Source organism: Pseudomonas khavaziana (genome assembly GCF_036704165.1).
In the GTDB taxonomy this organism is placed as follows: Bacteria; Pseudomonadota; Gammaproteobacteria; order Pseudomonadales; family Pseudomonadaceae; genus Aquipseudomonas; species Aquipseudomonas khavaziana.
Genome location: NZ_CP129946.1, coordinates 4,021,729 through 4,045,962, shown reverse-complemented (window position 1 = coordinate 4,045,962; position 24,234 = coordinate 4,021,729). Strand labels below are relative to the sequence as shown.

The following is a 24,234-nucleotide window of genomic DNA, read 5'->3' as shown; positions in this document are numbered from 1 at the left end:
ACGTGCGCGCAGGCGCGGCATAGTGATGTTCCGCCTCGTGCCAAGGACCGCGCCATGCCTGAACTCACTCACCGTGCTCTCTATTTGAAACGCCTGGGCTACGATTCGCCGCCACCGCCCACCCTGCAAACCCTGCAGGACCTGCAACTGCGCCACGTGTGCACTTTTGCCTTTGAAAACCTGTCGACGCTGACGCATGCGCCGGTGCCGATCGACCTACCCAGCGTCGAGCACAAGGTGCTGCACCAGGGGCGCGGCGGTTATTGCTACGAATTGAACCAGTTGTTCCTGGCCCTGCTGCAGGAACTGGGCTTCGAAGCCCGGGGCATCACGGGACGCGTGGTGATTGGCGGGCCACCGGACGCCCACACCGGGCGCACTCATCGCCTGAGCCTGGTGACGCTTGAAGGGGTGCGCTACATCACCGACGTCGGCTTTGGCGGCATGGTACCCAGCAGCCCATTGCAACTGGACACCGACGCGCCCCAGGCCACTGCCCACGAGCCCTATCGCCTGACCTCCAATCAGGGCAGCTACACGCTCTGGGCCCAAGTCGGCGAAGAGTGGCGCGGCCTGTATGTGTTCGACCTGCAAATCCAGGCAGACATCGACTACGAAATCGGCAACTGGTACGTCTCCACGCACCCGGGTTCGCCGTTTGTGGGGCAGTTGAAGGCCGCACTGCTGGCACCCGGTAAACGTCATACCTTAGCCAACGCCCACTATGCGCTTCATTACCTGGACCGACCCAGTGAAAAGCGCACGCTTCGTACTGCCGATGAATTGCTGGGGCTATTGCGCGACACCTTCGGCATTCGGCTGCCGGATCAGCCTCAACTTCGCGAAGCCGTGGAACGCCTTATCTGTATGAATCCTGAAGAATATTGAGATAGAGCCTTCGCTGAACCGTTTTTTCTCCGTTTTGGTGCAAATCAGTTCGAACTTTTTGCAAACGCCAAGGTTCGAACCGATTCCTGAATACTTTGCCCACCTTAAAATGGAGATGTAAGACGATGTCCAAACTATTCGGAAAATTCCTCAAGAACACCTCGTTGCTGGCCCTGGTGGCTGCGCCTGGCGTAGTGTTCGCTGCACCTTCCACCGACCCGATTTCCACCTTCGGGATCCTCGGCAGCTACAACGACTTCAAACTCGAAGGCGGTAGCGAAAGCGACAAAGACCATATGCCTGAAGCCGGCCTGTTCTATAACTTCGGCAACAAGCTCACTGCCGAGTCCGGTTTCATCTACCAGGCCGGTATCGAAGCCAAGTACGGCGAAAAGAGCGATAACAAGCTCAAGGAAGGCCAGGCCGACCTCGACCTCGGCTGGCGTGCCGCGCTGGATGCGCGCAACTTTGTCGACGTGATCGTGGGCGGTGGCTACACCTGGACCCGCTATGAGCCGGACACCAATGGCTACGACATGAAACTGACCAACAAGTCGCCGTTTGCCAAGGCTGCGCTGGGCTACAACCACCAGTTCGATGACATGACCCTGCGCGTTGAAGCCGGCGCCCGTCACACCATCGATGGCCGTGCCAAACTCAAGGTTGACGGCGTTGGCAGCGACAGCGTGGACCTCAAGGACCGCACCAACCCCTATGCCGAAGTCAGCCTGCTGATGAACCAGAAGGGCGACCTGCCAGTGATGGCGGGCCTGTACTACACCCGCACTGAGTACAAGCTCGACGACGACTCCTATGTGGCCGACAACACCAAGCTCAAGCGTGACGAATACGGCTTCAAGGTCGGTATTGCATTCTGACGCTGTTGTACTGCAAAAAACGCCTCGATAATCGGGGCGTTTTTTTGGCTTTCGCAGGTCAGCCCAATGCGGCAAGTTGCGCCACGGTTTCAGGAAAACGCGCTACCAGACGGATCAGGGTGACGGCCTGGGCGTTGGGCTTGGCCCTGCCTTGTTCCCAGTTCTCCAGGGTGCGGGTGTTGGTACGCAGGTACATGGCGAATACCGACCGGGAAAGGTTGAGTTGCTGGCGCACGGCGATCACCTCATCAGCGGTGAGCGGCGCCAGCTTGTTGAGGTGGACCTTGTGGTTGCGCAGGGTGATTTTACCCTGGCGCTCATCGGCCAGGGCGTCGAAGCCTTCGACCAGTTCGGAAAAGATGTCACGTTTCATGATGTGTTCTCGCTTTGATTTCCCTGTCCAGCATGTGTTTAAGAGCTTTCTTGTGGTGGGGTGTCAGGTCGCTCTGTTCGTGCTTGCCGTACAAGGTGAATAACCAGAATTGCGTGCCGCCTGACCACCAGTAGTAAATGACTCGCAGGCCACCACGCTTGCCTTTGTTTCGCCGTTCATCAACGAAGCGAACCTTTCTCAGCCCGCCCGTTCCTTCGATCACATCTCCTGCTTCGGGGGTTTTCATTAACTCCTGTTGAAAACCCTGGAAAAGCTCCTCACTCAGATAGTCCTTGCGATGCCGCTCGAATGCCGGCAGTTCGATAAATAGAGCATCCATGTTCTGTACGTAGTCTGCGTAGAGTTTGGTGGCCCACCCGCGTTAGGTCAAGTGACCGTGCTGTGGGAACTTTCTTAAAACGCAAACACCATACGGCCGGCTTCATCGGGTAAATGCCGGATGAAGAGGCAGATCGAGGAGGAAAATTCAGCGAGCAGGGGAGGGGAAAAGCAGATCCTGGGAAACGCAAAACGGCGCCCAAAGGCGCCGTTCTGTTGACTGCATCAACCTAAGCGATCAAACCCCCAGCACCGCATGCTGCACCAAGGTGAGCAACGGTTGTGGGTACACGCCCAGGAAGAACGCGAGCAAGGCGATGGCCAGCAGCATCACGCCGCCTGCCTTCTGTTCCCAGTGCAACTCGGCATCCACACGGCGCAGGTTGGGCTCGATCAGGTACAGGGTGACCATCACGCGCAGGTAGTAGAACACGCCGATGGCGCTGCCCAATACCAGGGACGCTACCAACCACCACTCGTGGGCTTCGACACCCGTAGCGACAATGTAGAACTTGCCGATAAAGCCCGCAGTCAGCGGGATACCGGCCAGGGACAGCATCATTACGGTCAGCACGGCAGTCAGGTACGGACGGCGCCAGAACAGGCCGCGGTATTCGTACAGGGCGTCGGCGTCACGGCCTTTGTAAGGCGAGGACATCAGCGTGATCACACCGAAAGCACCGAGGCTGGTGATCACGTAGGTGACCAGATACACGCCAATGGCTTCCACGGCCAGGCCCTTGCTCGCCACCAGGGCGATCAGCAGGTAGCCGAAGTGGGCGATGGAGGAGTAACCCAGCAGGCGCTTGAGGTTGTTCTGGGTCAGCGCCAGCAGGTTACCGAACAGGATCGACGCAATGGCGATCACGGTCAGCACGTTGCTCAGCACGCCGGTGTTGGCGGCAGGGGAGATCTGGAACAGACGCACCATCACCGCAAACACCGCGACCTTCGACGCCGTGGCCAGGAACGCGGCGACCGGCGCCGGGGCGCCTTCGTACACGTCCGGGGTCCACAGGTGGAAGGGCACCAAGGAGAGCTTGAACGCCAGGCCGATCAGCATCATCGCCAGGCCCAGTTGGGCAATCGGCGCCGGGCTGTTGGTGGCGGCCAGGGCCTGGCCGATACCAGTGAAGCTCAGGCTGCCGGCTTCGGCGTAGAGCAGGGCCATACCGAACAACAGAAACGCGGAACCGGCGGCCGACAGCACCATGTATTTGATGCCGGCTTCCAGGGAGCGCTTGTTGAAGAAGGCGTAGGCCACCAGGCCGTAGGTAGGGATCGACAGCAGTTCCAGGCCGATGAACAAGCCGGCCAGGTGCTGCGCGCTGACCAGCACGATACCGCCGGCCGCAGCCAGCAGGATCAGCAGGTACAGCTCTTCCTTGTTACCCGGGTAACCGGTGCCGCCTTCGCCGAGGTAGGCGTGGGCGAGGGTCACGCACGCCAGGGTCGCCACCAGGATCAGGGCGATATACAGCAGCGCGAAGTCATCGACCATCATCAGCGGGGTCACCGCCAATGGCGCGACCTTGAGGGCCGGAATGATCGACAGCAGGGCCAGGTTCAAACCGGCACAGGACAGCAGGAACGTTTGCGAGTGATTGCGGCGCCAGGCGATCGCCAGCATCACCACCACGATGGTGAGGCTGGTGATCAGCAGCGGCGCAAGCGCGATAAAGTGTTGGATCGTGAATTCCATAGCGCTCTTACCGGGCCGAAGCGAGTTGGGAGAAGGCGGTGCCGAACCACTGCTGCACGCCATGCATCGTTGCGGCAGAAGTGTCCAGGAACGGTTGCGGGTATACGCCGATAAAGATCAGCAATACCGCAAGGCCGAGCACCATGATCAGTTCGCGCGCATCCATACCGTGCAAGACGGTGTCCGACTTGGCCGGGCCGAAATACGCGCGGTGGATCATGATCAGCGAGTAGACCGAACCGAACACCAGGCCGGACGTGGCGATGGCGCTGATCCACGGTGTCTGCACGAAGGCCCCCATCAGGATCAGGAACTCGCCGATGAAGTTACCGGTACCCGGCAAGCCCAGGGACGCTGCGGCGAAGAACAGGCTGATCGCCGGCAGGTACGCAATGCGCGACCACACGCCGCCCATCTCACGCATGTCACGGGTGTGCAGGCGCTCGTACAGCTGACCACTGAGGATAAACAGGGCAGCCGCCGAAACACCGTGGGCCAACATCTGGATCACCGCGCCTTGCAGCGCCAGCTGGCTGCCGGAGTAGATGCCGATCAGTACGAAGCCCATGTGGGAAACGGACGAGAAGGCAATCAGACGCTTGATGTCGGTTTGCGCGAAGGCCAGGAACGCACCGTAGAAGATCCCGATCAGACCCAGGGTCATGGCGATCGGCGCAAACTCGGCCGAGGCATTCGGGAACAGCGGCAGGGCGAAACGCAGCAGGCCGTAGGCAGCGGTCTTCAGCAGGATACCGGCCAGGTCCACGGAACCGGCAGTCGGCGCCTGGGCGTGGGCGTCAGGCAACCAGGAGTGGAACGGCACCACCGGCAGCTTCACCGCAAAGGCGATGAAGAAGCCGAGCATCAGCACGTACTCGGTGGTCAGCGACATCTTGGTCTTCAACAGGTCGGCGTAGTTGAAGGTAATCACGCCGGTGTTGTTGAAGTTGACCAGCACCAGGCCCAGGATCGCCACCAACATGATCAGGCCGGACGCCTGGGTGAAGATGAAGAACTTGGTTGCTGCGTAGATCCGGGTTTTCTTGCCGTCCGAAGAACTGTGACCCCAGAGCGCGATGAGGAAGTACATCGGCACCAGCATCATTTCCCAGAAGAAGAAGAACATGAACAGGTCCAGCGCCAGGAACACGCCGACAACGCCGCCCAGGATCCACATCAGGTTCAGGTGGAAGAAGCCCACGTGACGCTGGATCTCTTTCCAGGAGCAGAGTACCGAGAGGATACCCAGCAGGCCGGTCAGCAGGATCATCAACAGCGACAGGCCGTCGAGGGCCAGGTGCACGTTGATGCCGAAGCGCTGGATCCACACGTGCTTGAATTCAAGCGCGAAAGTCGGATCGACGCCCGGTGCCGGAGCAAATGAATAGTCGCCATGGGCCCACAGCCAGAGGCCGAGTGCGAGTTCCAGGGACATGGTCAGCAACGCAATCCAGCGGGGCAGGGTGGCGCCGAAGCGTTCACCCATCCAGCAGAGCAGGCCGCCGATAAAGGGGATCAGGATTAGCCAGGGCAGAATCATGACGGGCTCGTTTCCTTTCGCAAGTTCGCAAAGTACGCAGTGCACTTAAACATAGTCAGACCGCTACCACGACGATGGCGCCGATCACCAGCACGGCACCCGCCGCCATGGAAGCTGCATACCAACGCAGTTGGCCAGTCTCGCTGCGGCTCAGGGCTGTGTGACCAGCCTTGGCGGCGCGCGGGATCAAACCGATGGTCTGGTCGAGCGGGTCTTTGCGCAGTACATGGCTGATGGCGAGGTATGGCTTGACGAACAGTTTGTCGTAGATCCAATCGAAGCCCCAGGCAGCGAACCACCAGGCCGACAGGAAGCGCCCGATGCCGCTGTTGGCCACGGCGGTCACGAAGCGACGCTTGCCGAGGAACAGCAGGGCCGCGAGCAGGATACCGGCGATGGCAATGGCGCCCGAGGCGATTTCCAGGCTGTGCTTGTCTGCACCGCCGGCATGGCCGACGCTTTCTGGCAATACACCGGCCAGTGGTGGAGTGATCATGGCGCCGATGAAGGTCGACAGGATGATCAGCACCGACAGTGGCAGCCAGTGGGAGATGCCGTGGCCTGCGTGTGCTTCGGTCTTGGCTTCACCGTGGAAGGTGATGAAGATCAGGCGGAAGGTGTACAGCGAGGTCATGAATGCACCCACCAGGCCTGCGTACAGCAGGTTCTGGTTACCGCTGGCAAAGGCTTCCCAGAGGATTTCATCCTTGGAGTAGAAACCGGCGGTCACCAGCGGCAGGGCGGCCAGGGCGGCACCACCGACGATGAAGCTGGCGTAGGCCAACGGCAGTTTCTTCCACAGGCCGCCCATCTTGAAGATGTTCTGCTCGTGGTGGCAGGCGACGATCACCGCACCGGAGGCGAGGAACAGCAGGGCCTTGAAGAACGCATGGGTCATCAGGTGGAAGATCGCCGCGTCCCAGGCGCCAACGCCCAGGGCCAGGAACATGTAGCCGATCTGGCTCATGGTCGAGTAGGCGAGGATACGCTTGATGTCGGTCTGCACCAGCGCGGCGAAGCCGGCCAGTACCAGGGTCACGCCGCCGACGATGCCGACAAGATGCAGGATATCCGGCGCCAGGGTGAACAGGCCGTGGGTACGGGCGATCAGGTAGACACCGGCGGTCACCATGGTGGCGGCGTGGATCAGTGCCGACACAGGTGTCGGGCCGGCCATCGCATCCGCCAGCCAGGTTTGCAGCGGCAGTTGCGCGGATTTACCCACGGCGCCGCCCAGCAGCATTAGGGTCGCCAGGGTGATCCAGAAGTCGCCGACCTGGAATTTCTGCGGTGCCAGTACCAGCAGTTCCTGGATGTTCAGCGTGCCCACCTGTTGGAACAGGATAAACAGGCCGATGGCCATGAACACGTCACCGATGCGGGTGACGATAAACGCCTTGAGTGCCGCGTTACCGTTGTTGCGGTTGCTGTAGTAGAAACCGATCAACAGGTACGAGCACAGGCCCACGCCTTCCCAGCCGAAGTACAGGAACAACAGGTTATCGCCCAGCACCAGGAACAGCATGCTGGCGATAAACAGGTTGGTGTACGAGAAGAAGCGCGAGTAACCGGCTTCACCGCGCATGTACCAGGACGCGAACAAGTGGATCAGGAAGCCCACACCCACCACCACGCCGAGCATGGTGATCGAAAGGCCGTCGATGTAGAGGGCGAAGTTGGGCTTGAAGCCCTCCACCGACATCCACTGCCACAGCACCAGGGTGTAGTGACCGCCTTCGGGCGGTGCGACGTTGAATTGCCAGATGACGTAGGCGGCCACGATGGCCGACAGGCCGATGGAGCCCACGCCGATCAGGGCCGAGAGGTTTTCCGACCAGCGCCCGCGAGAGAACGACAGCAGCAGGAAACCGATCAGGGGGAATACGAAAGTCAGAAAGATCATGTTCATCCGCGCATCTCACTGGCAGCGTCGATATCAAGCGTGTGGAAGCGACGATACAGTTGCAGCAGGATCGCCAGGCCAATACTGGCCTCGGCAGCTGCCAGGCTGATCACCAGGATGAACATCACTTGTCCATCCGGCTGGCCCCAACGTGCACCGGCAACGATGAACGCCAGTGCCGCGGCGTTCATCATGATTTCCAGACTCATCAACACGAACAGAATGTTACGGCGCACCATCAGGCCGACCAGGCCAAGGCAGAACAGGATGCCGGCGACCGCCAGACCATGCTCCAAAGGGATAGCAGGCATCGTCATTGCTCCTTGGCTTCGTTGCGGCCCAAGTGGAAGGCGGTGATGGCTGCGGCGAGCAGCAGCATCGAAGCCAGTTCGACCACCAGCAGGTACGGGCCGAACAGGCTGATGCCCACGGCTTTCGCGTCCACGGTGGTGTGGCCGATGGCCTGGCCGCTCTGGTGAGCGAACAGCACATACAGCAGTTCACCCAGCAGCAGCGCTGCGAGGACAACCGGGCCGAGCCAGATGCCGGGCTTGAGCCAGACGCGTTCCTGAGCCACCGAAGCCGGCCCGAGGTTGAGCATCATCACCACAAACACGAACAGCACCATGATGGCGCCGGCGTAGGCAATCACTTCCAGTACACCGGCGAACGGTGCGCCGAGGCTGAAAAAGGTCATGGCCACGGCGATCAGCGAAATGATCAGGTAGAGCAGGGCGTGCACGGGGTTGGTGTTGGTGATCACGCGAAGCGTGGACACCACTGCAATACCCGATGCGAAATAGAAAGCGAATTCCATCTTTCTTCCTTAAGGCAGCAAGCTCTTCACGTTGATCGGCTCGGCTTCGTTTTGTGCGGCGCCCTTCGGCTTACCGGCAACGGCCATACCTGCAACACGATAGAAGTTGTAATCAGGGTTTTTACCGGGACCAGAGATCAGCAGATCTTCTTTCTCGTACACCAGGTCCTGACGTTTGAACTCGGCCATCTCGAAATCCGGTGTGAGCTGGATCGCGGTGGTCGGGCAAGCTTCCTCGCAGAGGCCGCAGAAAATGCAGCGCGAGAAGTTGATACGGAAAAAGTCCGGGTACCAGCGACCGTCTTCGGTTTCAGCTTTCTGCAGGGAGATGCAACCCACCGGGCACGCTACGGCGCACAGGTTGCAGGCTACGCAACGCTCTTCGCCGTCGGGGTCGCGGGTCAGTACGATGCGGCCGCGATAGCGCGGCGGCAGGTACACCGCTTCTTCGGGGTATTGCAGGGTGTCGCGTTTGCGAAAGCCGTGACCGAACACCATCACCAGGCTTCGCAACTGGGTACCGGTACCCTTAACGATGTCGCCAATATATTTGAACATGGGTCAAATCCTCACTGAACCGCGGCAGCTGGCGTGTTCAACAACACGACGGCGGCCGTCACCAGCAAATTGATCAGGGTCAGCGGCAGGCAGAATCTCCAGCTGAAATCCATCACCTGGTCATAGCGTGGGCGCGGAATCGAGGCGCGCAGCAGGATGAACAGCATGATGAAGAACGCGGTCTTCAAGAAGAACCAGAAGAAGGCCAACTGCGGCAGGATGCCGAACGGACCGTGCCAGCCGCCGAAGAACAGCGTGACCAGCAGGGCCGAGATCAAGATGATGCCGATGTACTCACCGACGAAGAACATGCCCCACTTCATGCCGGCATATTCAATGTGGTAACCGTCGGCCAGTTCCTGTTCCGCTTCCGGCTGGTCGAACGGGTGACGGTGAGTCACGGCAACGCCAGCGATGAAGAAGGTACAGAAGCCAAAGAACTGCGGAATGATGAACCACAGGTTCTGCGCCTGGTACTCGACGATGTCGCGCATGTTGAACGAGCCAACCTGCACCACGATGCCCATCAGTGCCAACCCCATGAACACTTCATAGGATACGGTTTGCGCCGAGGCACGCAAGCTGCCCAGCAGGGCGAACTTGTTGTTACTGGCCCAACCGGCGAACAGCACCGCATACACCGACAAACCGGCCATGGCGAAGAAGAACAGCAAGCCGATGTTCAGGTCCGCCACGCCCCAGGTCGGGGTGATCGGGATGATCGCGAAAGCGACCAGCAAGGCGCTCATGGCCACGACCGGTGCCAGGGTGAAGATCACCTTGTCGGCAAACGGCGGGGTCCAGTCTTCCTTGAAGAACATTTTCAGCATGTCGGCAGCGATCTGGAACATGCCGAACGGGCCAACGCGGTTCGGACCGTAGCGGTCCTGCCACCAGCCCAACAGGCGACGCTCGACGAAGCTGAGCAGGGCGCCCGCAACGACCACGGCCAACAGGATCACGATGGCCTTGACCACCGAGATGATCACGTCAATTACTTCCGGCGTGAACCAAGTCATTGCGCTGCCTCCTGCAGACCGTCAACGGTTTTGCCGAAAATGGCAGGCGGAATACCGGTGAGGCCTTTAGGCAGTGCAACCAGGCCAGCGCCCAACTCCTCGTTGATACGCAGCGGCAGGCGCAGGGTCTGGCCGGCCACGTTGAGGCTGAGCAGCGCACCGTCGTTGACGCCCAGGCGATCGGCTTCGGACTTGGCCAGCGACACGTAGGCCGCAGGGATGCGTTCCTGCACCGGGGCGGCCTTGGAAGAGGTCTCTTCGCTGCCGAACAGGTGGAAGAACGGCACGACCTGCCAGGTGCCCGGGGCCGGGTTGAATGGACGCGGTACCGCAGCGAACCAGTTCAGCGAGTCACCGGTGCTTTCGATCAGGCGGGTGCCCGGGTCGCCAGCACGGATGTGACCACCGACTTCGTCCTGGAACTTGTTCCAGGCCTGCGGCGAGTTCCAGCCCGGCGACCAGGCAAACGGCACCTGCTGACGCGGCTCGGCCGAGCCCGAGTAGCCTTCCATGGAAAAGGCGAACGCGGTGTCGATGTCTTGCGGGGTACGCGGTTCGTGCACGCTGATATCAGCACGCATGGCGGTACGCCCGGAGTAGCGCAGCGGTTCACGGGCCAGTTTCAAGCCCTTGATACGGAACGCGGCGGACGGCGCAGCGTCGACGATGCGTGCCAACTGCGGCGCACTCGCAGCGGTGGCGGCGGTGACGTGGTCGAGCTGGGTCCAGTCAATCGGCTGGTTCAGCAGGGTCGCGCGCAGGGCATGCAGCCAGCGCCAGCCTTCGTGCACCAGGATGCTGGCATCCATGTACTTCGGATCGAACACCTGGAAGAAGCGCTGGGCGCGGCCTTCCTGGCTGACCAGGGTACCGTCGCCCTCGGCGAAGGTAGCGGCTGGCAGCACCAGGTCGGCACGTTCGCTGGTGGCGGTCTTCTGGTGGTCGGCGACGATCAGCACCTTGGCGGCGTTGAGTGCGGCGTCAACCTTGGCGGCGTCGGTGCGGGTGTACAGGTCGTTTTCCAGTACCACGATGGCGTCGGCGTCGCCGTCGGTCACCGCTTGCAGGGCGGCGTCCAGTGACTCGCCACCGAGCATGGCCAGGCCGAGGCTGTTGGCTTCCGGCACCACCAGGCTGATGGAACCGTTCTTGTCGCGCAGCTTCAGGGCTTTGGCGATATTCGCAGCAGCCTCAATCAGCGCCTTGGAACCCAACGAGGTGCCGGCAATGATCAATGGGCGCTTGGCCGCCAGCAGGGCGTCGGCGATGCGCTGGGCCAGTTCGACCGCTTCGGTGTCCAGGCCTTCGACGGCAGGCGCGCTGGCGTCGAGGGCGTGGGCCACGGCAAAACCGATACGGGCCAGGTCGTCCGGTGCGGCGTGGACGCATTCTTCGGCGATGTCGTCGAGCTTGGTTTCAGCCAGGGAAGCGATAAACAGCGGGTTCAGCGCGTGCTGGCCGATGTTTTTCACCGCGGCGTCGAGCCACGGCTGCACGCGCATGGCGTCGGCCATTTCCTCGGCCTTGCCTTTGACCGACTGGCGCAGCGACAGGGCGATGCGGGCGGCGGTCTGGGTCAGGTCTTCACCGAGCACGAAGATGGCATCGTGGTCTTCGATGTCGCGCATGTTCGGCACTGGCAGCGGGCTGTCATTGAGCACTTGCAGGACCAGGCGGATACGCTCCAGCTCACCGGCTTCGATACCGCAATAGAAGTGCTCGGCGCCGACGAGTTCGCGCAAAGCGAAGTTGCTTTCGAGGCTGGCACGCGGCGAACCGATACCGACGATGTTGCGCCCGCGCAGCAGGTCGGCGGCTTTATCCAGCGCCGCGTCCAGGCTCAGCTTGGCGCCATCGGCCAGCAGTGGCTGGCGTGGGCGGTCTTCGCGGTTGACGTAGCCATAGCCGAAACGGCCACGGTCGCACAGGAAGTACTGGTTGACCGAACCATTGAAGCGGTTTTCGATGCGACGCAATTCACCGTAGCGTTCGCCCGGCGAGATGTTGCAACCGCTGGAGCAGCCATGGCAGATGCTCGGTGCGAACTGCATGTCCCACTTACGGTTGTAGCGCTCGGAGTGGGTTTTGTCGGTGAACACACCGGTCGGGCAGACCTCGGTGAGGTTGCCGGAGAATTCGCTCTCGAGCACGCCGTCTTCAACGCGACCGAAGTACACGTTGTCGTGGGCGCCGAACACACCCAGGTCGGTGCCGCCGGCGTAGTCTTTATAGAAGCGTACGCAGCGGTAGCAGGCGATGCAGCGGTTCATCTCGTGGGAAATGAACGGGCCGAGGTCCTGGTTCTGGTGGGTACGCTTGGTGAAGCGATAACGGCGCTCGTTGTGGCCGGTCATCACCGTCATGTCTTGCAGGTGGCAGTGACCGCCTTCCTCACAGACCGGGCAGTCGTGGGGGTGGTTGGTCATCAGCCATTCGACAACGCTGGCGCGGAACGCCTTGGATTCTTCATCGTCGATGGAGATCCAGGTGTTGTCGGTGGCTGGGGTCATGCAGGACATGACAATACGACCACGGGTGTCGTTCTCGTCGGTGTATTGCTTGACCGCACACTGGCGACAGGCACCGACGCTACCGAGCGCGGGGTGCCAGCAGAAATACGGGATATCGAGGCCGAGTGACAGACATGCCTGTAACAGGTTGTCTGCCCCATCGACTTCGAGCGCTTTGCCGTCTACGTGGATAGTGGCCATGGTTCAAAGTTCTTCGTTGGCCCGTTGTCAGCGGGCGTGGCTAATGGAATCTTGTTATTCATGTGCATCTACACAGCCTTTACGGCGTCAGCACATGACAGGCTACGGGCACGAACCCTTCGCCTGTTTTAAGCGTTACGCGCCGACTACGATCGGCCTCGCCAGAGGCGGGACGGCGGCGCTGGTGGGCGCGATGCCGGCTTCGAACTCCGAGCGGAAATATTTGATTGCGCTGCCCAATGGCTCCACGGCGCCCGGTGCGTGAGCACAGAAGGTCTTGCCCGGGCCGAGGAAACCGACCAGGCCCAGCAGGGTCTCGATATCACCCTCGCGACCTTCACCGTTTTCCAGCGCCATCAGCAGCTTGACGCTCCACGGCAGGCCGTCACGGCATGGGGTGCAGAAGCCGCAGGATTCACGGGCAAAGAACTGCTCCATGTTGCGCAGCAGCGACACCATGTTCACCGTGTTGTCCACCGCCATCGCCAGGCCAGTGCCCATGCGGGTGCCGACCTTGCCGATGCCGCCGGCATACATTTGTGCGTCCAGGTGCTCAGGAAGCAGGAAACCGGTACCGGCACCGCCTGGCTGCCAGGCTTTCAAGGTGTAGCCGTCGCGCATGCCGCCGGCGTAGTCCTCGAACAGCTCGCGGGCGGTTACGCCGAACGGCAGTTCCCACAGGCCAGGGTTCTTGACCTTGCCGGAGAAGCCCATGAGCTTGGTGCCCATGTCTTCGCTGCCTTCACGGGCCAGGGATTTGTACCAGTCCACGCCGTCGGCGATGATCGCCGGCACGTTGCACAGGGTCTCGACGTTGTTCACGCAGGTCGGCTTGCCCCACACGCCGACGGCGGCAGGGAAGGGCGGCTTGGAGCGCGGGTTGGCGCGGCGGCCTTCGAGGGAGTTGATCAGGGCGGTTTCTTCACCGCAGATATAACGCCCGGCGCCGGTGTGCACGAACAGTTCGAAGTCAAAACCGGAACCGAGGATGTTCTTGCCCAACAGCCCTGCGGCCTTGGCTTCTGCCACGGCACGGTTGAGGTGCTTGGCGGCGGTGGTGTATTCGCCACGCAGGAAGATGTAACCCCGGTAGGTTTTCAGCGCACGGGCGCTGATCAGCATGCCTTCGATCAGCAGATGGGGCAGTTGCTCCATCAGCATGCGGTCTTTCCAGGTGTTGGGCTCCATTTCATCTGCGTTGCACAGCAGGTAGCGGATATTGATGGATTCGTCTTTGGGCATCAGGCCCCACTTCACGCCGGTGGGGAAGCCCGCACCGCCGCGGCCTTTGAGGCCCGCGTCTTTCACGGTCTGGACGATATCGTCCTGAGCCATGTCGGCGAAGGCTTTGCGCGCTGCGGCGTAACCGTTCTTGGCCTGGTATTCGTCGAGCCATACCGGCTCGCCATCGTCACGCAGGCGCCAGGTCAGCGGGTGGGTCTCGGCCGAACGCTTGATCAGGTTGGCCGGGCCGAAGGAAGTCAGGGTCATGGGTAGCCCTCGAGCAATTGGGTCACGCCAGCAGGCTGTACGTCACCGAATGTGTCGTCGTCGATCATCAACGCCGGCGCCTTGTCACAGTTGCCCAGGCAGCACACCGGCAGCAGTGTGAAACGGCCGTCTGCGGTGGTCTGGCCGAGGCCGATGCCCAGCTTGGCCTGGATCTCGCTGACCACGGACTCGTGGCCACCGATGTAGCAGACCATGCTGTCGCACACGCGGATGATGTGGCGGCCCACCGGCTGGCGGAAGATCTGGCTGTAGAACGTCGCCACGCCTTCAACATCGCTGGCCGGGATGCCAAGGATCTCGCCGATGGCGTAGAGGGCGCCATCCGGCACCCAGCCACGTTCCTTCTGCACGATCTTCAAGGCTTCGATCGACGCCGCGCGCGGGTCTTCGTAGTGATGCAGCTCGTGCTCGATGGCCGAGCGCTCGGTTTCACTCAAGGTGAAACGGTCTGTCTGGATAAGCGTGCTGTTCATGCTTAGCGGTCCACGTCGGCCATAACGAAATCGATACTACCCAGGTACGCAATCAAGTCCGCGACCATCTCGCCTTTGATCACCGAAGGGATCTGCTGCAAGTGCGGGAAGCTTGGGGTGCGAATCCGGGTGCGGTAGCTCATGGTGCCGCCATCGCTCGTCAGGTAATAACTGTTGATACCCTTGGTCGCTTCAATCATCTGGAAGGACTCGTTGGCCGGCATCACCGGGCCCCACGAGACTTGCAGGAAGTGCGTGATCAGGGTTTCGATGTGCTGCAGCGTGCGCTCTTTGGGCGGCGGCGTGGTCAGCGGGTGATCCGCCTTGTACGGTCCAGCCGGCATGTTGCGCATGCACTGCTCGATGATCTTCAGGCTCTGGCGCATTTCTTCGACACGCACGATGCAACGGTCGTAGGCATCGCCATTGGCCGCCAGCGGCACTTCGAACTCGAAGTTCTCGTAGCCGGAGTACGGGCGCGCCTTGCGCAGGTCGAAGTCGCAACCGGTGGAACGCAGGCCGGCACCGGTGACGCCCCACTCCAGGGCTTCCTTGGTGTTGTACTGCGCAACACCGATGGTGCGGCCCTTGAGGATGCTGTTGTCCAGCGCGGCTTTCTGGTACTCGTCCAGACGCTTGGGCATCCAGTCGATGAATTCCTTGACCAGGCGCTCCCAGCCGTTGGGCAGGTCGTGGGCCACGCCGCCGATGCGGTACCAGGCCGGGTGCAGACGGAAACCGGTGATGGCTTCGATAACCTTGTAGGCGCGCTGACGGTCGGTGAAGGTGAAGAACACCGGGGTCATGGCGCCGACGTCCTGGATATAGGTACCCAGGAACAGCAGGTGGCTGGTGATGCGGAAGAACTCGGCCATCATGATGCGGATGGTGTCGACGCGGTCCGGCACCTTGATACCGGCCAGCTTCTCCACCGAGAGCACGTACGGCAGGTTGTTCATCACGCCGCCGAGGTAGTCGATACGATCGGTGTAGGGGATGAAGCTGTGCCACGACTGACGCTCGGCCATCTTCTCGGCACCACGATGGTGGTAGCCGATGTCCGGCACGCAGTCGACGATTTCTTCGCCGTCCAGTTGCAGGATGATACGGAAGGCACCGTGGGCCGAAGGGTGGTTCGGGCCCAGGTTGAGGAACATGTAGTCCTCGTTGGTGCCGGAACGCTTCATGCCCCAGTCTTCCGGACGGAAGCGCGCAGCCTCTTCTTCAAGCTGCTGCTTGGCCAGGGTCAGGCTGAACGGGTCGAATTCGGTGGCGCGGGCAGGGTAGTCCTTGCGCAGCGGGTGACCTTCCCAGGTTGGCGGCATCATGATGCGCGTCAGGTGCGGGTGGCCGGGGAAGTCGATGCCGAACATGTCCCAGACTTCGCGCTCGTACCAGCTGGCGTTGGGCCAGATGCCGGTCACGGTCGGAATGCTGAGGTCGTTTTCGCTCAGGGCGACCTTGATCATCACGTCACTGTTACGTTCCAGCGACATCAGGTGGTAGAACACGGTGAAATCGGCGCCGCTCGGCAGCCCCTGGCGCTTGGTGCGCAGACGCTCGTCCACGCCATGCAGGTCATAGAGCATGACGTACGGCTTGGGCAGGTTGCGCAGGAAGGTCAGGACTTCGACGAGCCTGGCACGCACCACCCACAGCACCGGCATGCCGGTGCGTGTGGCCTGGGCGGTGAAGGCGTCAGGGCCAAAACGGTTATTGAGTTCGACAACCACGTCCTGGTCGTCTGCCTTATAAGGCGGGATGTACAGAGCACTGCCTGTAGTCATGGTTTTTTATCGCTTTCGGTCAACGTAAAGAATGAAGCCAGGTTTTCGTTCTATAAAAGAAGCGGGTCTGGATCAGACTTCGTCGGGGCTGCGCAGGTTGGTGACTGCGATTCGCTGTTCGCGGCGCTGTTCCTTTTGGGACGGCATCTCGGCGCGGTACACGCCTTGATCACCGACGACCCAGGACAGCGGGCGACGCTCCTTGCCAATCGATTCCTGCAACAGCATCAAGCCTTGCAGAAATGCTTCGGGGCGGGGCGGGCAGCCAGGCACGTAGACGTCCACGGGCAGGAACTTGTCCACCCCTTGAACGACGGAGTAGATGTCGTACATGCCACCGGAGTTGGCGCACGAACCCATGGAAATAACCCATTTCGGCTCGAGCATTTGCTCATAGAGACGCTGGATGATCGGCGCCATCTTGATGAAGCAGGTACCGGCGATAACCATGAAATCCGCCTGGCGCGGTGATGCCCGGATCACTTCGGCGCCAAAGCGCGCGATGTCGTGGGGCGCCGTGAAGGCGGTGGTCATTTCCACGTAGCAGCACGAAAGGCCGAAGTTGTACGGCCACAGGGAGTTTTTACGCCCCCAGTTGACCGCGCCACTCAGCACGTCTTCCAGCTTGCCCATGTAGATGTTCTTGTGGACTTGGTCTTCTAACGGGTCGGAAACGGTTTCCCGTTCGCCGATGGGGTACTGCTCGTTAGGAGCATCCGGGTCGATCCTGGTGAGATTGTATTGCATTGCCAAAGCCTCATTGTTTCAGCTTCGCCTGCCGCTTGCGACGAGCTTCCGGAGCCCAGTCAAGGGCGCCCACTCGGAACAGGTAGACAAGACCTGCCAACAGAATTGCTATGAAAACGAGAGCTTCGACGAATCCGGTCCAGCCGCTTTCGCGGACGGACACAGACCAGGCAAAGAGAAAGAGGGCTTCGATATCGAAGATCACGAACAGCATCGCGACCAAATAGAATTTGGCTGAGAGCCGCAAGCGGGCGCCACCTGTAGGTAGCATGCCGGACTCGAACGGTTCGTTTTTGCTGCGGCCCCAGGCTTTTGACCCGAGGAGGCTGGAGACGCCGAGCATGAAGGCGCAGAGGCCGACAACACCGAGGAGGAAAATGGCAAAGCCCCAGTTGTGGGCCATGAGTCCTGTCGCTTCGGTCATGCTGGAAATCCTTAACAGAGAGCAAAGGTCTCTGAGCTCGAAAAAGTAACGATGCAGTGACGATATGTCGCACTGCAATCAATCGCGATGATTTTATGGCTAAACACCGGGCAAGTAAAATTCCTGGGGTGAAATTATTCGGTGGAATAAGCACATAGTGCACCTTCTTGGGGCTGTAGCCCTTGTGGTGTGGGCATTAGCGAGCTTTTCATCAATTATGTTTTGTTTAAGCGGTAACGAAGTTTTCAAGCGCTAAATGATAATGACTATTGTTTGCGTGGGGTTTAAGCGATTGTTTCTCATGTGGCGGGGGAAGTTGCCGTTACTTGGTTGAGTGCCGCTTAGTTGATGCAAAGGTTCTTTTAACCGATTTGATGTGCGCGGATACCGCTCTGGATCAATGTTTTGCGCAAAATTTCTTGTGGGAGGGGGCTGCTCCCGATAGCTGAGTAGCTGAGTATCAGCCAACCTAGCTGTTGCTGATCCACCGCTATCGGGAGCAAGCCCCCTCCCACATTTGGTCCGCAGTGCATCGGTAAGTTTTTGTGCAGGCAAAAAAAACGCCCCGAACCAGTCGGGGCGTGATTGTTGTGCGGCACTGCGGTTAGGTCTTCCGTGGGGCCGCGGTGGCCGTGTACGCGGTACTTAGTGGAACTGATCTTCTTCGGTCGAACCGGTCAGCGCAGTCACCGACGAGGTGCCGCCCTGGATTACGGTGGTCATGTCATCGAAGTAGCCGGTGCCCACTTCCTGCTGGTGCGCCACGAAGGTGTAGCCCTTGGCGGCGTCAGCGAATTCCTGCTCCTGCAGCTTCACGTAGGCGGTCATGTCGTTGCGGGCGTAGTCGTGCGCCAGGTTGAACATGCTGTGCCACATGTTGTGAATGCCGGCCAGGGTAATGAACTGGTGCTTGTAGCCCATTGCCGACAGTTCACGCTGGAACTTGGCGATGGTCGCGTCGTCCAGGTTTTTCTTCCAGTTGAAGGAAGGCGAGCAGTTGTAGGACAGCAGTTGGTCCGGGTATTCCTTCTTGATCGCTTCGGCGAAGCGACGGGCTTCGTCCAGGTCCGGCTTGGCGGTTTCGCACCAGATCAGGTCGGCGTATGGCGCGTAGGCCAGGCCACGGGCAATGGCCTGGTCGAGACCGGCGCGGACTTTATAGAAGCCTTCCTGGGTACGTTCGCCGGTCACGAACGGCTGGTCGTATGGGTCGCAGTCCGAAGTCAGCAGGTCCGCGGCGTTGGCATCGGTACGGGCCAGAATGATGGTCGGTGTACCGGCAACGTCAGCGGCCAAACGGGCAGCGGTCAGCTTTTGTACGGCTTCCTGGGTCGGTACCAGTACCTTGCCGCCCATGTGGCCGCATTTCTTCACTGACGCAAGCTGGTCTTCGAAGTGCACGCCGGCAGCGCCAGCCTCAATCATGCTCTTCATCAGCTCGTAGGCGTTCAGTACGCCACCGAAACCGGCTTCGGCGTCTGCTACGATTGGCGCGAAGTAGTCGATGTAGCCTTCATCGCCTGGGTTCTTGCCGGCTTTCCACTGGATCTGGTCGGCGCGACGGAACGAGTTGTTGATGCGCTTGACCACAGTCGGCACGGAGTCCACCGGGTACAGCGACTGGTCGGGGTACATGGATTCAGCGGAGTTGTTGTCCGCTGCCACTTGCCAGCCGGACAGGTAGATCGCCTGGATACCGGCTTTTACCTGTTGTACTGCCTGGCCGCCAGTGAGGGCGCCCATGCAGTTGACGAAATCTTTGTCGGGACGGAAGGACGGCTTGGCACCTTGGGTGACCAGGTTCCACAGCTTCTCGGCGCCGAGTTTTGCAAAGGTGTGCTCAGGTTGGACCGAGCCACGCAGGCGGACGACGTCAGCAGCGGAATAAGCGCGGGTCACGCCTTTCCAGCGTGGGTTTTCAGCCCAGTCTTTTTCAAGGGCTGCAATTTGCTGTTCGCGTGTCAGTGCCATGGGGAAAAACCTCGTCGCATAGGTCTAGGTGGAGAATTCCATTTGCCAGCCACGGATTGAATCCGTGGTGACGGCTGCTCGCTGACCAGAAGCTCAGGTGGTCAAGCCGGGCTTGGCGGGGAAGGCGACGGGATGAACGAGTGGCTCAAGGCGGAGTTGAGCAGGTAAAGGCGAACTGCGAACGGTCTTCGGGCGTCGTGGGCCTTTGTACGATCCATCAGTGCGTAGCCGGGTTACCTGGTTAGCTTCCGTCCCTCGGGACAACTTCGTTCCAGTCGCAACCTCGTCAAACACGCCTTGTGGGCGGTACAGACACGAATCGGCTCGGGTGGGTAGCTTGGAGCGGCGATCCGAAGGCCCTTGCCAGGGCCCCTGATTAGCGGGAGCGAGGCCATCATGCCCATGCTTTTTTGGATCGTCAAATGTTTTGTAGTGCTTTTTTTCAGGCACTACATCTTTAGTCTTATACGACTCGTCAGTCAGTTTTCGGTGCTTCAGTTCAGGGTGTCGACCTTGACCCGCAAAGTCAGGTCATCGCGGCCCTGAGTAGAGTAGCTGCGGGTTGTAGAGGATTTATCGGCCTGGGTCTCACGATTGATGCCCGCCAGGGTGATCCATTCGCCCAGGCGCCCGCTGACGGTTGTGTCGGTACTCTGCACGTTCACTACATCGGGACGTTCCTGGCTCATGCGGTCACGGTTGGTACTGATGGCCAGGTGTACGGTCTCGCCGGTGACGCTGGCGGTGACGTAAAAGCCCTGGGTGACGTTGCGATACTGGGTCTGGTTCTGCAGGCGGCCGTAGCTATCCTGTTGGGTGGTGGTCAGCGGTACGCTCTGGCCAACCTGGATCAGCGCCGGCACGCCTTCGCTGGCCTGGATCTGCTGGACGCCGCCATCGCGGCTGGCGGTGCCGTAGCTGATGATGCGGGTCTGGCTGTCGCCACTGCTGTGCTGATTGTTTTCGTTGGTGTCGACGGTGATCAGCAGACGCTTGGCCGGTGTGTCCAGTTGGGAGAGCAAGGTGCGCAGGCCCTCGATCTTGTCGGGCTGTGCATTGACTATCAACTGGTTGCCGTAGGCGCTGACGGTTCCGTCCTTGCCGATGAAGTTCTGGGCTACAGGCAGCAGGTCGGCGCTGGTGCGGTTGCTCAGGTTGACGACTTGGGTATCAGCCATGGCCGAAACGCTGGCGGTCAGGAGGAGGGCGGTGAGCAGGGTGCGTAGGGACATGTCCGTTATCTCTGCGAGTCATTTGCTTGATAGTGCCAGTTTGTCGGCCTGGTGGGTCGCAAGTTGAATCGTAGACGGCAAAATGCCCTGGCAAGCAGGGCATTTTGAGGTGTTGCTGATAGGGCAATCGGGAGCAAGCCCCCTCCCACATTTTGACCGCATTCCAAAGGAGGGACTCAGTCAAATGTGGGAGGGGGCTTGCTCCCGATATAGGCGACGCGGTCGTGAGTCAGCCCTCGCGCACCATATCCACATGCGGAATCCCGACTTCAAGAAACTCATCACTGACGATCTTGAAACCCAGTCGTTCATAAAACGGCGCCGCATACACCTGCGCACTGAGGAACTGCCGGGTCTGGCCGCGCTGTTCAGCCACCCCAATCACCGCTTCCATCAGCTTGTCGCCTACCTTCAGCCCGCGCCAATCCTTGAGCACTGACACGCGACCAATCTCGCCGCTGGGCAGTAGGCGCGCGGTGCCAATCGGAAAGTCGCCTTCGAACGCAAGGAAGTGCATGGCGCCGGCATCGTCGGCGTCCCACTCAAGCTCGGCCGGAACCGATTGTTCAGCGATAAATACCGCTTCACGAATGCGCCGAATCTCGGCGATATCCTTTTGCCAGTCCGCGACACTTACGTGAATCTTATTCATCCGCAAACCCCAGGCTGCCTTGCTTGACCAGTTCGCACAGCAGGTCGCGGCCGTCTTCGTCCGCCAACCAGTCGCCGAGGTTCTCGCTGTGCAACGCATCAGCCGAGCACACCAGCTTCAGCAGCTCACGCAGCTTGCCTGGCAGGTAACGGCTCTGGCCGCTGGCGAACAGCAGCACATCGTCGTCGACTTCGGACCAGGCCAGGCGCGCGCTTGGGTTGCGCACCAGGATCGCGCCATCTTGCAGGCTGCTGATGAAATCCTCTTCACCCAGTTCTTCGCCGGCCACCAGTTCGGGGTAGCGCGGTTCGGTCATGAACTGGCCGAACCAGGTCAGCAGCATGCGCTCGTCGCTCATGTGCTCGGCCAAAAGGCCCTTCAATCGGTCGAGGGCGTCGCTCTGGATCTGGTGCGGGTCGCTGACTGGCTGGGCGTCGGCGTCCGTGTAGCGCTCTTCGTCGGTCAGGTACTGGCTGAGGAAGTCGGTGAAGTGGGTCAATACTTCAGCGGCGCTCGGTGCACGGAAACCTACGGAATAGGTCATGCAGTCGTCTTCAGCAATACCGAAATGCGCCAGGCGCGGCGGCAGGTAAAGCATGTCGCCCGGTTCCAGCACCCATTCGGCGGTCTCTTCGAATTCGGCCAGGATGCGCAGGTCGGCGTGTTGCAGCAGCGGGCTTTCGGAGCTGCACATTTGGCCGATCTTCCAGTTGCGCTTGCCCTGGGCTTGCAGCAGGAACACGTCATAGTTGTCGAAGTGCGGGCCGACGCTGCCGCCCGGCGCGGCGAAGCTGATCATCACATCGTCGATGCGCCAGCTCGGCAGGAAGCGGAAGTGCTCCAGCAGTTCCGCTACTTCCGGCACGAACTGGTCAACCGCTTGCACCAGCAAGGTCCACTCACGCTCAGGCAGGGTGCTGAAGGCGTCTTCGGCGAACGGGCCGCGACGCAGTTCCCACGGGCGTTCGCCGTGTTCGATGACCAGGCGCGACTCGACTTCTTCTTCCAGCGCTAAGCCTGCCAGTTCGTCGGCGTCGATCGGGCTTTCGAAGTCAGGGATGGCCTGGCGGATCAGCAGCGGTTTTTTCTGCCAGTAGTCGCGCAGGAATTCCCGTGCCGTGATGCCGCCCAGAAGTTGAAGAGGAATGTCAGGATTCATGTGTAACCTATTGAAAAAAAGCACTTTTAAGACAGGAATAAAAACGCCCGGCGCGGCCGGGCGTCTCAAAGGGGCTTGCTTGGATCAGATGCGCTTGGCTTGCTCTACGGCGTTGCCGATGTAGTTGGCCGGGGTGAGCAGTTTCAGCTCGGCCTTGGCCGCGGCTGGCATGTCCAGGCCGTCAATGAAAGTCTGCAGTGCTTCGGGGCTGATGCCCTTGCCGCGCGTCAACTCTTTGAGCTTCTCGTAGGGGTTTTCGATGTTGTAGCGGCGCATCACGGTCTGGATCGGCTCGGCCAATACTTCCCAGCAGGCGTCCAGGTCGGCGGCGATCTTCTGCTCGTTGAGCTCAAGCTTGCTGATGCCCTTGAGGCTGGCTTCGTAGGCGATCACGCTATGAGCGAAGCCCACGCCGAGGTTGCGCAATACGGTGGAGTCGGTCAGGTCGCGCTGCCAGCGGGAGATCGGCAACTTGCTGGCCAGGTGCTGGAACAGGGCGTTGGCGATGCCGAGGTTGCCTTCGGAGTTTTCGAAGTCGATCGGGTTGACCTTGTGCGGCATGGTCGACGAACCGATTTCACCGGCAATGGTGCGCTGCTTGAAATAGCCCAGGGAGATGTAGCCCCAGATATCGCGATCAAAGTCGATCAGGATGGTGTTGAAACGCGCAATGGCGTCGAACAGCTCGGCGATGTAGTCGTGGGGTTCGATCTGCGTGGTGTACGGGTTGAAGTCCAGGCCCAGCTCGTCTTCGATGAAGGCGCGGGCGTTGGCTTCCCAGTCGATCTCAGGGTAGGCCGACAGGTGGGCGTTGTAGTTGCCCACGGCGCCGTTGATCTTGCCAAGCAATGGTACGGCGGCGACCTGGGCGATCTGGCGCTCCAGGCGGTACACCACGTTGGCCAGTTCCTTGCCCAGGGTGGTTGGCGAAGCGGGCTGGCCATGGGTGCGCGACAGCATCGGCACGGCGGCGAAACGGATCGCCAGCTCACGGATGGCTTCGGCAGTCTGGCGCATCAGGGGCAGCATGACGTCATCGCGGCCTTCGCGCAGCATAAGGGCGTGGGACAGGTTGTTGATGTCCTCGCTGGTGCAGGCAAAGTGGATGAACTCGCTGACCTGGGCCAGTTCCGGCAGTTTGGCCGCTTGCTCTTTGAGCAGGTATTCGATGGCCTTGACGTCGTGGTTGGTGGTGCGCTCGATCTCTTTCACACGCTCGGCGTGCTCCAGGGAGAAGTTTTCCGCCAGGGTATTCAATACAGCGTCAGCTTCGGCCGAAAATGCCGGCACTTCGCTGATGGCGGGGTGAGCGGCCAGGCGCTGGAGCCAGCGCACTTCAACCAGAACGCGGGCACGGATCAGGCCGTATTCGCTGAAAATAGGGCGCAGGGCCTGGGTTTTGCCGGCGTAGCGGCCGTCAACAGGGGAAACCGCAGTGAGCGAAGAGAGCTGCATGGGGTGTTCTCGGACAGTCGGGCAACGAAATGGGGCGCGTATCATACATGAAAAAATCCGCCGATCCGTTGCCAACTGACCGGCGTATTACGCG

22 protein-coding genes are annotated in these 24,234 nt (G+C 60.6%); 2 read left to right on the top strand and 20 right to left on the bottom strand.

Annotation, left to right across the window (positions count from 1 at the left end; all coding sequences use genetic code 11):
* Nucleotides 1-54 precede the first annotated feature (54 nt).
* Both QYQ93_RS17805 and QYQ93_RS17800 read left to right on the top strand, forming a co-directional pair.
* Complete coding sequence (locus QYQ93_RS17805) at nucleotides 55-888, top strand: arylamine N-acetyltransferase (RefSeq protein ID WP_338475168.1); 834 nt, start codon at nucleotides 55-57, stop codon at nucleotides 886-888.
* A 125-nt stretch (nucleotides 889-1,013) separates the two neighbouring features.
* Entirely contained in the window at nucleotides 1,014-1,766 is a 753-nt protein-coding gene (locus QYQ93_RS17800; RefSeq protein WP_032880612.1) for an outer membrane beta-barrel protein, read from the top strand.
* A gap of 58 nt (nucleotides 1,767-1,824) precedes the next feature.
* Here the strand turns inward: QYQ93_RS17800 and QYQ93_RS17795 are convergent, their stop codons facing one another.
* From QYQ93_RS17795 to purB, 20 genes are all read right to left on the bottom strand, one after another.
* Nucleotides 1,825-2,139 (bottom strand): helix-turn-helix domain-containing protein, encoded by a 315-nt coding sequence (locus tag QYQ93_RS17795; RefSeq protein ID WP_014718915.1) that lies wholly within the window; start codon nucleotides 2,137-2,139, stop codon nucleotides 1,825-1,827.
* A complete protein-coding gene (locus QYQ93_RS17790; protein ID WP_338475167.1) occupies nucleotides 2,129-2,479 on the bottom strand; it encodes a toxin in 351 nt (116 codons plus the stop codon). The genes QYQ93_RS17795 and QYQ93_RS17790 overlap by 11 nt, the downstream gene beginning before the upstream one ends.
* Nucleotides 2,480-2,716: 237 nt before the next feature.
* Nucleotides 2,717-4,180: an NADH-quinone oxidoreductase subunit NuoN gene (gene nuoN / locus QYQ93_RS17785; protein WP_043046579.1), complete on the bottom strand. Its 1,464-nt coding sequence runs from the start codon at nucleotides 4,178-4,180 to the stop codon at nucleotides 2,717-2,719.
* Nucleotides 4,181-4,187: 7 nt separating this feature from the next.
* The gene (nuoM, locus tag QYQ93_RS17780) at nucleotides 4,188-5,720 is read right to left on the bottom strand and encodes an NADH-quinone oxidoreductase subunit M (RefSeq protein ID WP_043046580.1); all 1,533 of its coding nucleotides are present in this window, start codon (nucleotides 5,718-5,720) and stop codon (nucleotides 4,188-4,190) included.
* 55 nt (nucleotides 5,721-5,775) lie between these two features.
* Nucleotides 5,776-7,629: an NADH-quinone oxidoreductase subunit L gene (gene nuoL / locus QYQ93_RS17775; protein WP_124401065.1), complete on the bottom strand. Its 1,854-nt coding sequence runs from the start codon at nucleotides 7,627-7,629 to the stop codon at nucleotides 5,776-5,778.
* The gene (gene nuoK, locus QYQ93_RS17770; protein WP_003174727.1) at nucleotides 7,626-7,934 is read right to left on the bottom strand and encodes an NADH-quinone oxidoreductase subunit NuoK; all 309 of its coding nucleotides are present in this window, start codon (nucleotides 7,932-7,934) and stop codon (nucleotides 7,626-7,628) included. Before nuoK ends, nuoL begins: the two co-directional genes overlap by 4 nt.
* 2 nt (nucleotides 7,935-7,936) lie before the next feature.
* Nucleotides 7,937-8,440 carry an NADH-quinone oxidoreductase subunit J gene (nuoJ, locus tag QYQ93_RS17765; RefSeq protein ID WP_003174726.1) on the bottom strand — a complete coding sequence of 168 codons (504 nt, stop codon included), beginning with the start codon at nucleotides 8,438-8,440 and terminating at the stop codon, nucleotides 7,937-7,939.
* A gap of 9 nt (nucleotides 8,441-8,449) precedes the next feature.
* A complete protein-coding gene (gene nuoI, locus QYQ93_RS17760) occupies nucleotides 8,450-8,998 on the bottom strand; it encodes an NADH-quinone oxidoreductase subunit NuoI (protein ID WP_003174725.1) in 549 nt (182 codons plus the stop codon).
* Nucleotides 8,999-9,009: 11 nt separating this feature from the next.
* The gene (gene nuoH, locus QYQ93_RS17755) at nucleotides 9,010-10,017 is read right to left on the bottom strand and encodes an NADH-quinone oxidoreductase subunit NuoH (RefSeq protein ID WP_043046584.1); all 1,008 of its coding nucleotides are present in this window, start codon (nucleotides 10,015-10,017) and stop codon (nucleotides 9,010-9,012) included.
* The gene (gene nuoG / locus QYQ93_RS17750) at nucleotides 10,014-12,728 is read right to left on the bottom strand and encodes an NADH-quinone oxidoreductase subunit NuoG (protein WP_338475166.1); all 2,715 of its coding nucleotides are present in this window, start codon (nucleotides 12,726-12,728) and stop codon (nucleotides 10,014-10,016) included. Before nuoG ends, nuoH begins: the two co-directional genes overlap by 4 nt.
* A 135-nt stretch (nucleotides 12,729-12,863) precedes the next feature.
* On the bottom strand, nucleotides 12,864-14,219 hold the full coding sequence (gene nuoF / locus QYQ93_RS17745; RefSeq protein ID WP_027606325.1) for an NADH-quinone oxidoreductase subunit NuoF: 1,356 nt from the start codon (nucleotides 14,217-14,219) through the stop codon (nucleotides 12,864-12,866).
* The gene (gene nuoE / locus QYQ93_RS17740) at nucleotides 14,216-14,713 is read right to left on the bottom strand and encodes an NADH-quinone oxidoreductase subunit NuoE (protein WP_003232080.1); all 498 of its coding nucleotides are present in this window, start codon (nucleotides 14,711-14,713) and stop codon (nucleotides 14,216-14,218) included. Before nuoE ends, nuoF begins: the two co-directional genes overlap by 4 nt.
* Before the next feature lie 2 nt (nucleotides 14,714-14,715).
* Nucleotides 14,716-16,500: an NADH-quinone oxidoreductase subunit C/D gene (gene nuoC / locus QYQ93_RS17735; RefSeq protein WP_338475165.1), complete on the bottom strand. Its 1,785-nt coding sequence runs from the start codon at nucleotides 16,498-16,500 to the stop codon at nucleotides 14,716-14,718.
* Between the two features lie 72 nt (nucleotides 16,501-16,572).
* A complete protein-coding gene (locus tag QYQ93_RS17730) occupies nucleotides 16,573-17,247 on the bottom strand; it encodes a NuoB/complex I 20 kDa subunit family protein (RefSeq protein ID WP_003174719.1) in 675 nt (224 codons plus the stop codon).
* A gap of 10 nt (nucleotides 17,248-17,257) precedes the next feature.
* Nucleotides 17,258-17,671: an NADH-quinone oxidoreductase subunit A gene (locus tag QYQ93_RS17725; RefSeq protein WP_003219575.1), complete on the bottom strand. Its 414-nt coding sequence runs from the start codon at nucleotides 17,669-17,671 to the stop codon at nucleotides 17,258-17,260.
* 645 nt (nucleotides 17,672-18,316) lie between these two features.
* Nucleotides 18,317-19,642, bottom strand: coding sequence for an isocitrate lyase (gene aceA / locus QYQ93_RS17720; protein WP_043046591.1), 1,326 nt, complete (start codon nucleotides 19,640-19,642; stop codon nucleotides 18,317-18,319).
* Between the two features lie 494 nt (nucleotides 19,643-20,136).
* On the bottom strand, nucleotides 20,137-20,874 hold the full coding sequence (locus QYQ93_RS17715) for a secretin N-terminal domain-containing protein (protein WP_043046593.1): 738 nt from the start codon (nucleotides 20,872-20,874) through the stop codon (nucleotides 20,137-20,139).
* A 229-nt stretch (nucleotides 20,875-21,103) separates the two neighbouring features.
* Complete coding sequence (locus QYQ93_RS17710; protein ID WP_043046594.1) at nucleotides 21,104-21,526, bottom strand: GNAT family N-acetyltransferase; 423 nt, start codon at nucleotides 21,524-21,526, stop codon at nucleotides 21,104-21,106.
* Nucleotides 21,519-22,685, bottom strand: coding sequence for a cupin domain-containing protein (locus QYQ93_RS17705; RefSeq protein ID WP_338475164.1), 1,167 nt, complete (start codon nucleotides 22,683-22,685; stop codon nucleotides 21,519-21,521). Before QYQ93_RS17705 ends, QYQ93_RS17710 begins: the two co-directional genes overlap by 8 nt.
* 84 nt (nucleotides 22,686-22,769) lie before the next feature.
* A complete protein-coding gene (gene purB / locus QYQ93_RS17700; RefSeq protein ID WP_217882360.1) occupies nucleotides 22,770-24,140 on the bottom strand; it encodes an adenylosuccinate lyase in 1,371 nt (456 codons plus the stop codon).
* Nucleotides 24,141-24,234: the final 94 nt, after the last annotated feature.